This is a genomic window from Bradyrhizobium sp. CAR08 (assembly GCF_052871955.1).
In genome coordinates this window covers 49940-62375 of sequence record NZ_JBIXJX010000005.1, presented here as the reverse complement: position 1 = coordinate 62375, position 12436 = coordinate 49940, and the positions used below count along the sequence as shown (strand labels likewise).

The following is a 12436-nucleotide window of genomic DNA, read 5'->3' as shown; positions in this document are numbered from 1 at the left end:
TTAAAAGTGGCCTTGGATTACTGACAAGACGGATTCTGATCAGCCAACGCGATGCTTGCGACGTCTACGCTATCAAGAGGTTCTGCTGGATAGCCTTCAACGCTGTCCGCTGCCTGCCACCTGGGCTCAAGCCGTCAAATGTGGTCATCTCTAACGTCAAGCGCATCGCGCAGCCCGTCGCCGATGAAGTTGAAGCTGGTCACTGCGATCGTAATCGCAGCGCCTGGAATGATGGCAAGCCAGGGAGCGCTGGCCAGATATTGCTGGGCGCCGTTGAGCAGATTGCCCCAGCTGGGCAGCGGTGGTTGGATGCCGTAACCAAGGAAACTGATATAGGCCTCCAGAAGAATCGCACGGGCGACGGTGAGGCTTGCGGCCACGATGATCGGACCCGTGGCATTGGGCAGAATTTCGCGAAGCATGATGTGCCTGCCGCTCAGACCGACCATGCGCGCGGCCTGGACAAACTCGCGCTCGCGCAGCGAACGGACCTCGGCTTCGACGATCCTGGCAACCTCCATCCAGCTCGTGACAGCTATGATGACAGTGATCATCATCGGGCTGGGCCGGAGCGTCGCGGCCAACGCCAGCACGAGGAAAATCGAGGGGAAGGAAAGAAAGCCATCCACCGTGCGCATCAGCGCGGCTCCGATCCAGCCCCCGCGATAGCCTGCGGTCACGCCGACGAGCGTTCCGATCAGCGTTGACAACAACATCGCGGAGAATCCCACCAGTAGCGAGACACGCCCGGCCATCAAGAGTCGCACGGCCAAGTCTCGCCCCAACGGGTCGGTGCCGAAATAATGATGACCGCTCAAGGGAGGAGCAAAGCGGGCGCGCAGATCTATATAGAGCGAATCGTAAGGCAAGGCGTAGGGGCCCACGACGCACGCCAACACGAGCAGGGCGATCATCGCGAACCCGAGCAGCGCCAGATGGTGTCGCATGAACCGGCGCACCCCGCGGCTGTGCCACCAGCGAATTGGAGGGAGGTGGGCGGAGATGTCAGTCATAACGGGGGACTCCTGTTGACGGCACGAACCTGCGTCTTCAGCTGAGACGAATGCGCGGATCGACGAGTGCGACAAGGATGTCTGCGACGAGATTGCCCAGCACGACAAGGATGGCTGAGAATATCAACAGCCCCATGACCATCGGATAGTCACTGTAGCCGAGGCTGTCGAGAAACAGCCGCCCCATTCCCGGCCAAGTAAAGATGGTCTCAGTGACCAACGCGCCGGTCAGAATGCTCGGCAACTGCACCCCAGCCAGGGTGATCATCGGCAACAGCGCATTGCCGACGACATGCTTCAGCAGGATGCGGCGCTCACTTAGGCCCTTGGCACGAGCCGTCTTGACGAAATCCTGGCTCAGCGCATCAAGGGTCGCGGTGCGCATGTAGCGGCTCCAGACCGCGACATGGACCAGCGACAGCACCAAGCTTGGCAAGATCAGGTGATGCAAGTAGTCCAGCACCGATCCGTCGCCGATCGTGTACATGTTCCCTGCAGGCACCCAACCGAGCTTCAACGTGAAGATATAGATGCCGACGAGGCCGAACCAGAAGGTCGGGACCGACAGCGCGACCATGGCGCCAATCGTCGCGCAATAATCGAACAGGGAATAGCGGTGGGTGGCACCGCGGATCCCGATCCAGGAACCAAGGGCGATGGCCAGTGCCGTGGACGTCCCCATCAGCAGCAGCGTAGCGAAGAGGTGACGCCCAATCACCGCCAGCACCGGCGTTCCGTCGCGGAAAGAGTGACCCCAGTCGCCCTGAACCAACCGCCAGGCCCAATCAAAATACTGAATCCACAACGGCCGGTTCAGCCCGAGCTGCTCTGCCAGTCGCTCAATGTCCTTCTGGGTCATGCCGGGATCCAGCCCGAACTGCGCGAGAGGACCGCCCGGCATGAAGTTGAGCACCGTGAAGCCAATGATCGAGACGATCACCAACAGCACGATGCTCTGCGAAAAGCGATTAAGCAGGAACCCGGGCATTCGAGTCTCCATGTTAGCTTGACAGCGCCTAGGCGCCGCCCTGCGCCTATACGGGCCTCGGGCGGCGATACGTCAACTCGCCCAAGACCAAGCCAGCGCGTTCCAGGATTCGGTGCGCGTGTTGACGTTCGGCACGACGCCGGAAATGCCCTTCTTGTTACCCTGGACCGAATTGGTCTGGTACAGCGGTAGGAAGGGCAGGTCGCGGCGAACGAGCTCTTGTACGCGACGGTAGATCGAGCGCCGCGCGTCCGGATCGAAGCTGCGAGCGCCTTGGTCGAGCAAGGCATCGACCTCTGGATTTGAATACTGCGCATTATTCGAACCACGCCCGCCCTTCGCTGCAATCGCACGCGAGTGCAAGCGATTGGTCACGTCCGGGTCGGCGCCGATCAGATACGTGCTGCCGACGATCACGGAATCGAATTGCGATTGCTGCCAGAACTCGCCCCACATCACCGCGGCGGGCAAGTTCGATATCTTCATCTCGACGCCCAACTGAGCAAATGTCTGCTGCAAGAACTGCTGCACCTGCTCGCGAAGCGGATCGCCTGACGTGGTCGAGCTGGCAAAGGACAGACGGACGCCGCTTTTGGCACGAACGCCATCCCGCCCGGGCGCCCAGCCGGCTTGGTCGAGGATCTGGCGCGCGCGGTCCAGATTGTATGCGTGTGCCGGAAGATTGGAGTTATAGTAGGTGGACTGCCTCGGCATGAAGGTCTCCGTCGGAGTCGGCACGCCGTAATAGAGCCCCTGGATGATCGATTCCTTGTCGATCGCTGCGTAGAGCGCCTCACGGACTGCAAGTTCCTTGAACTGTGGACGCTCCAAATTCAGGTAAAAGGACTCGAATGAAGCCTTTGGGACCAGTGTCACCACTCGGTTCGCCAGCGCCTTGGCTTCCTCGTAATGATCAGCTGTGATGTACGGCTGCCCCATCAGGTCCACATCACCGCTCTTGAACTGAGTGTAGAGGACGGTGAGATCGGGAATGTATTTGAAGATCAGCTTCTCGATGTGTGGGCCTTCTCCGAAATATTCGGGGTTAGCCACGAGTTCGAGATGATCGCCTGCAACCCGCTTACCCCATTTGAATGCGCCGGTGCCGACCGGCGCCTGGTTGAAGGCGGCGTTGTTTGGATTGGCCTCCTTCTCGAGGATGTGCTTGGGCACGATGAAGGTTTCGGTCAGGAACGAAAGATAAGGCGCAAAAACCTGTTCCATTCGCCACGAGATCTCCGTGGGCGAGATCACCGTGATGTCGCGCACGAGGGCATGGCCAGCTGTGCGCCAACTCCGGAAGGCGGGATTGGTGATCAGTTCGAGGGTGAATTTCACATCCTCGGCCGTGAAGGGTTTGCCGTCGTGCCAGCGCACACCGTCACGCAGACGGATGCGCCATTTGAGGCCGTCCTCCGAAATGCCGCCGTTCTTCTGGTTCGGTACTTCGACGGCAAGGTTGGGCTCAATCTCACCCTTTGGGTCGATCCGGAAGAGCGCGTCGAAAACCGAGAAATGCACACCATCATCGACTTCAATGTGCGCCATCAGCGGATTGAAGACGGTCGGCTCTTGTCCAAGTCCGACGACGATGCGACCGCTCGGTTTGGCGGGGGCCTTCTGAGCGAAGGCGGGCGTACCCAACAGGCCTGGTGCAGCGAGGCCGGCAGCCCCGGCCACCATCAATCGAAGTGCATTGCGCCGTGAATAGCTCGAGTCAAAATAGGCTTCCGTCATGACCTCTCCTCGTTCTTGGCTGTGTCCCGCCGGTATTCATTGACTCCCGCGAGCGCGCGAGCGCCCCTTGGCTGCTCGCCGGGGATGGCAGCGACGAGCTCGCGCGTGTAGGCGGATTTCGGGTCCAGGAAGATCTGCGACGGCGGTCCGCGTTCGATGATCTGTCCTCGATGCATGACGGCGATCTCATCGCAAATCTGGCTGGCAACGCGCAAATCATGCGTGATGAAGATCATCGAGACGCCGGTCTCCCGCTGAATCTGATCCAGCAGCTTCAGGATTTGGGCCTGGATCGAGACATCAAGCGCGGAGACGGCTTCGTCGGCGATCAGCAGTTGTGGTTTGAACATCAGCGCACGGGCGATGCCGACGCGCTGGCGCTGACCGCCGGAAAATTCGTGCGGATAGCGGTCGAAGGCGCCTGAATCCAGGCCGACATGGGACAGAAGCTCCCGCGCCCGCTCACCAGCCTCTCTGTGCGGCACGCCATGCGCGACCGGCCCGACTGTGAGAATTTGCCCGACCGTCGAGCGCGGGTTGAGCGACGCAAAAGGATCCTGGAAGATCATCTGGATTTTTGGCCTTAGCGGCCTAAACTCGGCCTCGGTAAGCCGGGCGACGTCGCGGCCTTCGAAGAAAATCGAGCCACCGTCGCTCTCCATGAGCTTGATCAGCAGCCGCCCGAGCGACGATTTGCCCGAACCGCTTTCTCCGACAACGCCTAGCGTGCGGCCCTGCGTGAGATCGAACGAGACACCATTGACCGCAGGCACGATGCGCTGCGTACGGAAAAGCGCACTGCCGCTACAATAGGTCTTGACCAGACACTCGACCTTCAGGATTGACGCCCTGTCGGCGGCTTCCAAGGGATTGCGGTCCTTGCCGGTCAGATGCGGCACGGCCGCGATCAGGCGGCGCGTATAGAGGTGACTGGGCGACTTGAGCACCTGCTCGGCACTGCCTTGCTCCACGCAATGACCCTTCTCCATCACCACAACGGAATCGGCAATCTCCGCCACGACTCCAAAGTCATGGGTGATGAACATCACGCTCATTCCCTTGCGGCGCTGAATGTCGCGGATCAGTTTGAGGATCTGCGCCTGCGTCGTCACGTCGAGGGCGGTCGTCGGCTCGTCCGCAATCAGGATCGCGGGCTCAAGAGCCAGAGCCATGGCGATCATCACCCGCTGCCGTTGCCCGCCCGAAAGCCGGAAAGGATACTGGTGATACATGAGTTGCGGATCGGGAAGGCCGACCTCAACCAACAAGTCTATGGCGCGGCTGCGACGGGATTTCGCGGTCCCAACGTCGTGCGCTGCCATCACTTCCTCGATCTGCGCGCCCACGGTCATCAGCGGATTGAGCGCTGAGAGCGGATCTTGAAAGATCATCGAGACGACGCGGCCGCGAAGGTTGCGGAGCTTATCGGGCGAGATGGCTACGATGTCGGTCCCATTCAGGTCGATCGAACCCGAGGCAACACGTATCGCCTTGGGCAGAAGCCCCATGATCGCATTGGCTGTGACCGACTTGCCCGATCCGGACTCTCCAATGATGCACAGTATCTGACCCCGCTTCAGATCAAAGGAGACGTTCTCGACGGCGTGAGCCCGCTCCATCCCGGCCGGCAGGCTCACGGTCAGGTCGCGCACCGAGAGTGCCACATCTTCCGAAGCTACAGCCTGAGAGGCAGAGGCCATTTGAACAGTCTCCCCTTTCAACGGCGTTGGGTCATTCTGCTGCGGATTGGCTCTTCGGCCATTGTTGCCGCCGCGACGATCGGACAGGTCGAAAATTCGCCGCTCATTTTGCCATTCCCTGTTCGGAGAGTGCGACATGATTCAAAGCTTGGTGCTCGACAGGAAAAAGCTGTCGCTCAAGCCAAAACATCGGACGAGCGGCCAACTCGATCACTGAATCGAAGTTCGTGGAGCTAACAGTCCCATCCAGCTTGATTGCTCTTGTGGAGGTCTGTTCCTGGACAAGGCTCATCCAGCGTCCCTTTAGAACTTCTGCCACTGATCGACATTGACCCGGCATTCGCGAGTTTGACTGCTTCAATCACCCCAGAGTCGCCGAAACGCGCCGTATGGGCAGCAGGAAGTTCTGAAAACGAAGTGCCATCTGGCATTTCAGTCTGCGCCGCGACGAGAGAACTCTCAGGCGGCCTGCCTTGTGCACGGCACGGCTGCACGCGCTCAACGCCTGATGCCCTGGTGCTTTGGCGAATGAGGTGGGCGCGAGCAACGTGTTCTCGCAATAATAGCTTGAACAGTAGTCGGCAAACCGCAGAATATTCCGTCTAATCACAAATTCCCGCAGAGCACCTGCCGCGAATGCTCAGCTACGATAGGTCAAACGCCGGGAGTCCTCGCTTCATGAGTGCGCCGCTCATCCATATTGAATCAAGCCCGTCTCTGCCTCAAGAGGCTGACGTCGTCGTCATTGGCGGCGGCGTGGTGGGCGTGTTCACGGCTTACTATCTCGCCCGCCGCGGCGTTAAGGTCGCCTTGCTAGAGAAGGGGCGTGTCGCCGCCGAGCAGTCCAGTCGCAATTGGGGATGGTGCCGTCAACAGAATCGCGACGCACGCGAGCTACCGATCGCCACCAAGAGTCTCGATCTTTGGGAGAGAGTAGCACAGGAGACCGGGGAAGACACGGGCTTCCGCCGCTGCGGGCTTCTCTATCTGTCGAATGACGAGAATGAGCTGACCGGCTGGGCGAAATGGCGCGATTTTGCAAAGACGGTCGGCGTTACGACACACATGTTGAGCACGAACGAAGCGAGCGAGAGAGGCAAAGCGACGGGCCGCAAATGGAAAGGCGGCGTCTCCTCTCCGACCGACGGAACGGCAGACCCTTCGAAGGCTGTGCCCGTGGTCGCGCGTGCGATGATGACGGCTGGCGGCACGGTGCACCAGCACTGCGCCGCTCGCGGCGTAGAGCTCCGTGCCGGCCGGGTGAACGGCGTAGTGACCGAAATGGGCACAATCCGGACCAACGCGGTGGTCATGGCAGGAGGGGCCTGGGCATCTTCGTTCTGCAACCAGCTCGGCATTCGCTTCCCGCAGGCGTCCGTGCGCCAGTCCATTCTCGCCGTGGCTCCTGGCGCGGCGGGTCTGCCCGACGCCCTGCACACCGCAGTCGTGTCGCTCACGCGGCGTGGCAGCGGCGGATACACGCTGGCGATAAGCGGGCGCGCGCGAGTCGATCCAACGCCGCAGCAATTCAGGTTCGCCCGCGAATTCGTGCCGATGTTTGCTCGCCGCTGGCGCAGTCTCGCCCCTGGAGCATTCGAGGGCATACGCCAAGGTCATGAATCCTGGGCGAAGTGGGCGCTCGATGAGACGACCCCGATGGAGCTGAACCGGACACTTAATCCCCGTCCCGACATGCGGCAGATTCGGCTGACACATAAAAGAGCTTGCGAATTGCTGCCTGAACTCCGTCGCGTCGCAATCTCCAATGTCTGGGCCGGCTATATTGACAGCACACCGGATGGCGTTCCCGCCATCGGTGAGGTCGGGGCGATTCCGGGCTTTATCCTTGCGGCCGGGTTCAGCGGACACGGTTTTGGGATTGGTCCCGGCGCAGGGCACCTGATCGCGGACATCATTACTGGTACTGCACCGATCGTCGACCCGCGTCCATACAGGCCGGAGCGGCTGAAAACGGGTGCCTGGGGCAAGGTCGCCGAGTTCTGAAAAGCAATCTCTCCGCCCGGTGGGAAAGGATGCTGGTTGGTGCTATGACAGTGCGTATGACGCTGAAGCCTCAAAGCCTTGACGCCGCTATGGCTCCCATCTCATGGCATTGCCTATGAAGCTCGATAAGATCGACATCAGGATTTTATGCGAACTGCAAAAGAACGGGCGGACTTCCAACGTCGAGCTCGCAGAGCTGATAAACCTTTCCCCGAGCCCGTGCCTGATGCGCGTCAAGAGGCTCCAGACGGAGGGCTTCATCACCGGCTATTCCGCCCAGATCGACGTCTCCAAGCTCGGACAAACTCTGACTGTGTTCGCCGAGATCACGCTCAAAAATCATCGCCAGATCGATTTCGCGCGCTTTCTCACGACTATCGAAAAGATAGATTCGGTCGTCGAATGTCATCTGGTTTCGGGCGGATATGACTACCTGGTGAAGTTTATCACAGCGGGAATCAGCGAATATCAAGCGCTGATGGAACGTCTCGTCGAGATGGATATCGGAATCGACAAATACTTCAGTTTTGTCGTGCTGAAGTCCCCGATCGTGAAATCCCATCTGCCTCTCGAAAGCATATTCAATAGCTGAAGAACAATCCTCCACCCCGGGGAGCATGGGCAGATCGCCGGGCCGGCGCTACGGCTCAGGCTTTTTCTGGCCTCGGAATGACAGGCGCAGTGATCATCCTTTCATCGCCGCGCGGACGTCCCTGTCTTCGAGGGTTTGGTCGAGCGTCATGCGAGTTCGTTCGATGATGCCGTCGATGTCCGCATCCGTGCAGCAGAGCGGGGGCGCAAGACCCAGCACGCCCTGGGCAAAGGCGCGGATGACGAGGCCGTTGTCCCATGCGCGGTCGAATATGCGGCGCGCGGCGTCAGCTTCCGCCGGCAGGGGCGTCTTGCGCTCCTTGTCCGTGACGAGCTCGATTGCGGCCAGCATGCCGCGACCACGGACATCGCCGACAAGTGGATGATCGGCAAGCGCGCGAAGGCCTTCCATCAGGCGGTGCCCCGCCTTTCGGCCGTTTGCCAACAAGCCATTTTCGTAAAGATCCAGGCACGCGAGCCCGACCGCTGCACTGACGGGATGCGCGGAATAGGTGTAGCCGTGGCCGACGGCCGTCTTGCCGGCTCCGTCCGCAATCGTGTTGTAGACGCGGTCGGACATGAAAACGGCTCCCATCGGCACATAGCCCGACGTCAGACCCTTTGCGGTGGTCATGAAATCCGGCACGACGTCGTCTTCTTCGCAGGCGAAAAATGGGCCGACACGACCAAAGCCAGTGATGACCTCATCGACTACGAACAAAATATCGTTCTCCTTGCAAACGGCGTGCATGGCTTTCAACCAAGATGGCGGTGGCACGAGGACACCCCCTGATCCCTGAATTGGCTCGACGTAAAAAGCCGCAATGCGATCTGCGCCAAGTTCGGCGATCTTGGCTCGCAGGGCCGCGACCGACGCAGCAATGATAGCCTGAGGATGGGAACCGACAGGATTACGATAGGTATAGTGCGACGGAATTTTGTGCTGCCAGCTATAAGGTACCCCAAAGCCCGCATGAAAGGCGGGGATCGCGGTCAAGCCGGACCCTGCCGTCGACGATCCGTGGTAGCCATGCTCGACGGAAATGAACTGATCCTTCTGCGGCGTACCCTTGGCATGATAATAGTACCGAATAAATCGGATTGTGCTGTCGACGGCATCGGAGCCACCTAGCGTGAAGTAAACATGGTTCAGATCGCCAGGCGCCAATTCGGCCAACCTGGCGGCCAGCCGGATGGCCGGATCGGAGCCCAACCCGAAATAGCCCGTCGCGTAAGGCAGCTCGCGCAACTGCTTCGTGGCAGCTTCAACGATGCTCTCTTGTCCGTACCCGACGTTGACACACCACAGACCAGCAAACCCGTCGAGCAATTGATGTCCCGATGCATCGGTCAGGGTGGCGCCCTTCGCTGATCTTAACACCCGCACACCCAAGGCCTCGTGACCGCGATAGGATGAGACCGGGTGAACCAGATGTGCGCGGTCCAGCTCGATCAGCGAATTGCTCAACATTTCGGCCTCCATATCAACCCGAAACGCAAAGTAGGATATCGACGACAGCAGTTCCTCCCAAGCTGCGCCTGAGCCGAAGGAGTTTTGACTTTCGTTTTTGATCGACGCCGCATCTTATACCGCGGCGGCGTCCGCCGCGTGGCGGTGCTGTTCAACTCGAAAGGTTGCTTGGCGCAACTCTCTGCCAAGGCTTCGAGCCGATACGACACAATCTGCTTCCGGCTCCAGCGAAAGCGGCGCTTTATCTTACGCGATGCTCATTATGATGCTTGTCGTACTGGCACGCGGTGCCGAGAGGATTGGAGGATACCACGACATGACCGAGTTCCGACCGAAATATATCACTTTCGATTGCTACGGCACGCTGACGAATTTCGACATGGCCGGTGCGGCAAGGCGAGTCTACGGCTCCCAGCTTTCTGCCACGACGATGGCAAGTTTCATCAAGGATTTCGCCGCCTATCGCCTGGACGAAGTTCTTGGCGCGTGGAAGCCATACTTCGAGGTCGTGCATAATTCGGTAGAGCGCGCGTGCAAGCGCAACGGTGTCGTATTTCGGCCGGAGGATGCCCAGCGTATCAATGAAGAGATCCACACATGGGGTCCACACCCCGACGTCCCGGCGGGTCTGGCCAAAGTTGCCAGGGAGATTCCGCTGGTCATCCTGTCGAATTCCATGAAGAACCTCATCATGTCGAACGTCGAGAAGCTCGGCGCGCCCTTCCACACGGTCATCACGGCCGAGGAAACCGGCGCCTACAAGCCGCACATGAAAGGCTTTGAATACATGCTGGACAAGCTTGGCTGCGGTCCGGAAGATATCACCCACGTCTCATCCTCCTTCCGCTACGACCTGATGACAGCCTACGACCTGGGCATCAAGAGCAAGGTGTGGGTGAACCGCGGTCATGAGCCCGCGAATCCCTTCTATGAATACACTGAGGTCGCTGACATCGGCGAGCTCGCCGCCGCAGTCGGCTTGGAGCCCCTTCGAAGAAGTGCGTGAAGGCGTATCCTTTTCGGGCTCTTTCGCGGCACGTAGACCTTCGAAAATTTCAGTAGAGACTGTTGCGTGATGAATAAAGGGGGCGGTTCAACCGCTCCCTTTTTCTGTGTTCGAACTACTCATCCGACAGAATTGTGTTACTTTGCTGTCGAGGCATCATGCTGTTTACCCGCGCGGACGCGGTCCGCCGCAAAATCGAAGAACCCTTCGATTCCCTCTCCTGAAACCAGGAATCGCCCCCCTTATTCCAATCCGCCGACATGAAGCGTTTTGATCTCAAGATATTCATCTATCCCGAGCTGGGATCCTTCGCGCCCCAGCCCGGACTGCTTTACACCGCCGAACGGCGCGACCTCGGTCGAGATCAGGCCGGTGTTCAGGCCCACCATGCCGAATTCCAGCGCCTCGGCAACGCGCCACGAGCGCTTGAGGTTTTCAGTGTAGAAGTAGGCGGCAAGGCCGAAGGGCGTGCCGTTCGCGATCGCGATCGCTTCGTCCTCCGTCTCGAAGCGGAAAAGCGGCGCGACTGGTCCGAACGTCTCTTCTGAGGCCAAGAGCATGTCAGTCGTTGCCTCACCGAGCACGACGGGGCGGGCATATTGCCTACCTTCCGGCATACGTTCGCTCTGCGAGATGATCCTCGCGCCTTTGTCCAGGGCGTCTGTGACGTGCCGCTTGATCTTTTCTATCGCCGCGCCATTGATCATTGGTCCGATTTCGACACCTTCTTCGGTGCCGGCACCGACCTTCATTTTTGCGACCCGGCTGGCGAGCCTTTTCGCAAAGGCATCGTAAACGCCGGATTGCACCAGAATGCGGTTGGAGCAAACGCAGGTCTGTCCGCCATTACGAAACTTCGACGCAATCGCGCCCTCGACGGCCCGGTCAACATCGGCATCATCAAAGACGATGAACGGCGCGTTGCCGCCGAGCTCGAGGCTGAGCTTCTTGATGTTGGCGGAGGCGCCTTTCATCAGCAATGCGCCGACGCGAGTCGACCCGGTAAACGAGATCTTGCGGACAGTTTCATTGTCCATCAGTTCCTGGCCGATTTCCGCGGGCATGCCCGTCACGATATTAATCACGCCCGCCGGGATCCCTGCCCGCTGCGCAAGAACGCCGATCGCGAGCGCCGAAAATGGCGTAAATTCAGATGGCTTGATGACCACGGTGCAGCCCGCAGCAAGCGCAGGTGCCACCTTGCGCGTGATCATGGCGTTAGGAAAGTTCCAGGGGGTGATGATCCCGCAGACGCCTACCGGCTCTTTCCGCACCAGAATGCGGCGATCGGCAGTGGGTGAAGGGATGGTCGATCCGTTGATCCGGCGTGTCTCTTCCGCAAACCATTTTACGAAGGATGCCCCATAGCGGATTTCTCCGAGCGATTCAGCAAGCGGCTTACCCTGTTCCAGAGTCAGCAAGAGCGCCAGATCCTGCTCATGCTGCCGCATCAGCTCATACCAACGCTCCAAAAGTGCCGCGCGTTCTGCATGAGTAGTCTTCTTCCAAGCTTTGAACGCATCAGCCGCAGCGTTGATTGCAGCCGCAGTCTCGTTACGCCCCATATCGGGGATGGTACCAAGGACGTTCTGGCTGGCAGGATCAATGACATTGACAGTGGCTTTCGCGCTCGCATCTCGCCAATTGCCGCCGATCAGCCCTTGCTGGCGAAACAGATCCTTGTCCTTCAATGCAATCATCTACATGTTCCTTTGCCTTCGGGCCCAACTCCGCCATTCCTGCTTGCCAACCGAGCAGGTCTGCACGACGAGAACGCTCTTGGATTTGCGACTGGCGAGCAAAGCCGGCTCATTTGAGCAATAAAGGCCGCACACCGCATTTTTTCATCGAGAATTGCCTGACGGCGCTGAAGCCGGTCAGGCGCGACTTTGAAAGTCGATTGTTCTGCCAAGCCAGATTTCGACC

The 12436-nt window shown here is 59.4% G+C and carries 10 protein-coding genes; 3 read left to right on the top strand and 7 right to left on the bottom strand.

Annotation, left to right across the window (positions count from 1 at the left end; genetic code table 11):
- Positions 1–134 precede the first annotated feature (134 nt).
- The 5 genes from ACIPUD_RS12655 to ACIPUD_RS12635 form a co-directional block, all read right to left on the bottom strand.
- Positions 135–1013, bottom strand: a complete 879-nt coding sequence (locus ACIPUD_RS12655; protein WP_026232479.1) for an ABC transporter permease — start codon at positions 1011–1013, stop codon at positions 135–137.
- A 37-nt stretch (positions 1014–1050) separates the two neighbouring features.
- Entirely contained in the window at positions 1051–2001 is a 951-nt protein-coding gene (locus ACIPUD_RS12650; RefSeq protein ID WP_018453192.1) for an ABC transporter permease, read from the bottom strand.
- A 72-nt stretch (positions 2002–2073) separates the two neighbouring features.
- Entirely contained in the window at positions 2074–3738 is a 1665-nt protein-coding gene (locus ACIPUD_RS12645; protein WP_085350774.1) for a peptide ABC transporter substrate-binding protein, read from the bottom strand.
- Entirely contained in the window at positions 3735–5438 is a 1704-nt protein-coding gene (locus ACIPUD_RS12640; RefSeq protein ID WP_446480768.1) for an ABC transporter ATP-binding protein, read from the bottom strand. Before ACIPUD_RS12640 ends, ACIPUD_RS12645 begins: the two co-directional genes overlap by 4 nt.
- Positions 5439–5541: 103 nt before the next feature.
- Positions 5542–5730: a hypothetical protein gene (locus tag ACIPUD_RS12635; protein WP_018453189.1), complete on the bottom strand. Its 189-nt coding sequence runs from the start codon at positions 5728–5730 to the stop codon at positions 5542–5544.
- A gap of 386 nt (positions 5731–6116) precedes the next feature.
- On the opposite strand from ACIPUD_RS12635, the gene ACIPUD_RS12630 reads away from it, so the two are divergent.
- Both ACIPUD_RS12630 and ACIPUD_RS12625 read left to right on the top strand, forming a co-directional pair.
- Positions 6117–7442 carry an NAD(P)/FAD-dependent oxidoreductase gene (locus tag ACIPUD_RS12630; RefSeq protein ID WP_446480767.1) on the top strand — a complete coding sequence of 442 codons (1326 nt, stop codon included), beginning with the start codon at positions 6117–6119 and terminating at the stop codon, positions 7440–7442.
- A 115-nt stretch (positions 7443–7557) separates the two neighbouring features.
- Complete coding sequence (locus tag ACIPUD_RS12625; protein WP_018453188.1) at positions 7558–8034, top strand: Lrp/AsnC family transcriptional regulator; 477 nt, start codon at positions 7558–7560, stop codon at positions 8032–8034.
- 93 nt (positions 8035–8127) lie between these two features.
- On the opposite strand, the gene ACIPUD_RS12620 is transcribed toward ACIPUD_RS12625, so the two are convergent.
- Complete coding sequence (locus ACIPUD_RS12620) at positions 8128–9504, bottom strand: aspartate aminotransferase family protein (RefSeq protein WP_026232478.1); 1377 nt, start codon at positions 9502–9504, stop codon at positions 8128–8130.
- Positions 9505–9820: 316 nt separating this feature from the next.
- On the opposite strand from ACIPUD_RS12620, the gene ACIPUD_RS12615 reads away from it, so the two are divergent.
- Positions 9821–10510 carry a haloacid dehalogenase type II gene (locus tag ACIPUD_RS12615; protein ID WP_377787970.1) on the top strand — a complete coding sequence of 230 codons (690 nt, stop codon included), beginning with the start codon at positions 9821–9823 and terminating at the stop codon, positions 10508–10510.
- Positions 10511–10752: 242 nt separating this feature from the next.
- Here ACIPUD_RS12615 and ACIPUD_RS12610 read toward each other — a convergent pair whose 3' ends face one another.
- A complete protein-coding gene (locus ACIPUD_RS12610; protein WP_377828959.1) occupies positions 10753–12210 on the bottom strand; it encodes an NAD-dependent succinate-semialdehyde dehydrogenase in 1458 nt (485 codons plus the stop codon).
- Positions 12211–12436 lie beyond the last annotated feature (226 nt).

Bases quoted from the DNA above. Each gene is read 5' to 3' on its own strand.
- ACIPUD_RS12615 (WP_377787970.1), top strand. From the start codon at position 9,821: ATGACCGAGTTCCGACCGAAATATATCACTTTCGATTGCTACGGCACG.
- ACIPUD_RS12610 (WP_377828959.1), bottom strand. From the start codon at position 12,210: ATGATTGCATTGAAGGACAAGGATCTGTTTCGCCAGCAAGGGCTGATC.
- ACIPUD_RS12625 (WP_018453188.1), top strand. From the start codon at position 7,558: ATGAAGCTCGATAAGATCGACATCAGGATTTTATGCGAACTGCAAAAG.
- ACIPUD_RS12650 (WP_018453192.1), bottom strand. From the start codon at position 2,001: ATGCCCGGGTTCCTGCTTAATCGCTTTTCGCAGAGCATCGTGCTGTTG.
- ACIPUD_RS12645 (WP_085350774.1), bottom strand. From the start codon at position 3,738: ATGACGGAAGCCTATTTTGACTCGAGCTATTCACGGCGCAATGCACTT.
- ACIPUD_RS12655 (WP_026232479.1), bottom strand. From the start codon at position 1,013: ATGACTGACATCTCCGCCCACCTCCCTCCAATTCGCTGGTGGCACAGC.
- ACIPUD_RS12640 (WP_446480768.1), bottom strand. From the start codon at position 5,438: ATGGCCTCTGCCTCTCAGGCTGTAGCTTCGGAAGATGTGGCACTCTCG.
- ACIPUD_RS12630 (WP_446480767.1), top strand. From the start codon at position 6,117: ATGAGTGCGCCGCTCATCCATATTGAATCAAGCCCGTCTCTGCCTCAA.
- ACIPUD_RS12620 (WP_026232478.1), bottom strand. From the start codon at position 9,504: ATGTTGAGCAATTCGCTGATCGAGCTGGACCGCGCACATCTGGTTCAC.
- ACIPUD_RS12635 (WP_018453189.1), bottom strand. From the start codon at position 5,730: ATGAGCCTTGTCCAGGAACAGACCTCCACAAGAGCAATCAAGCTGGAT.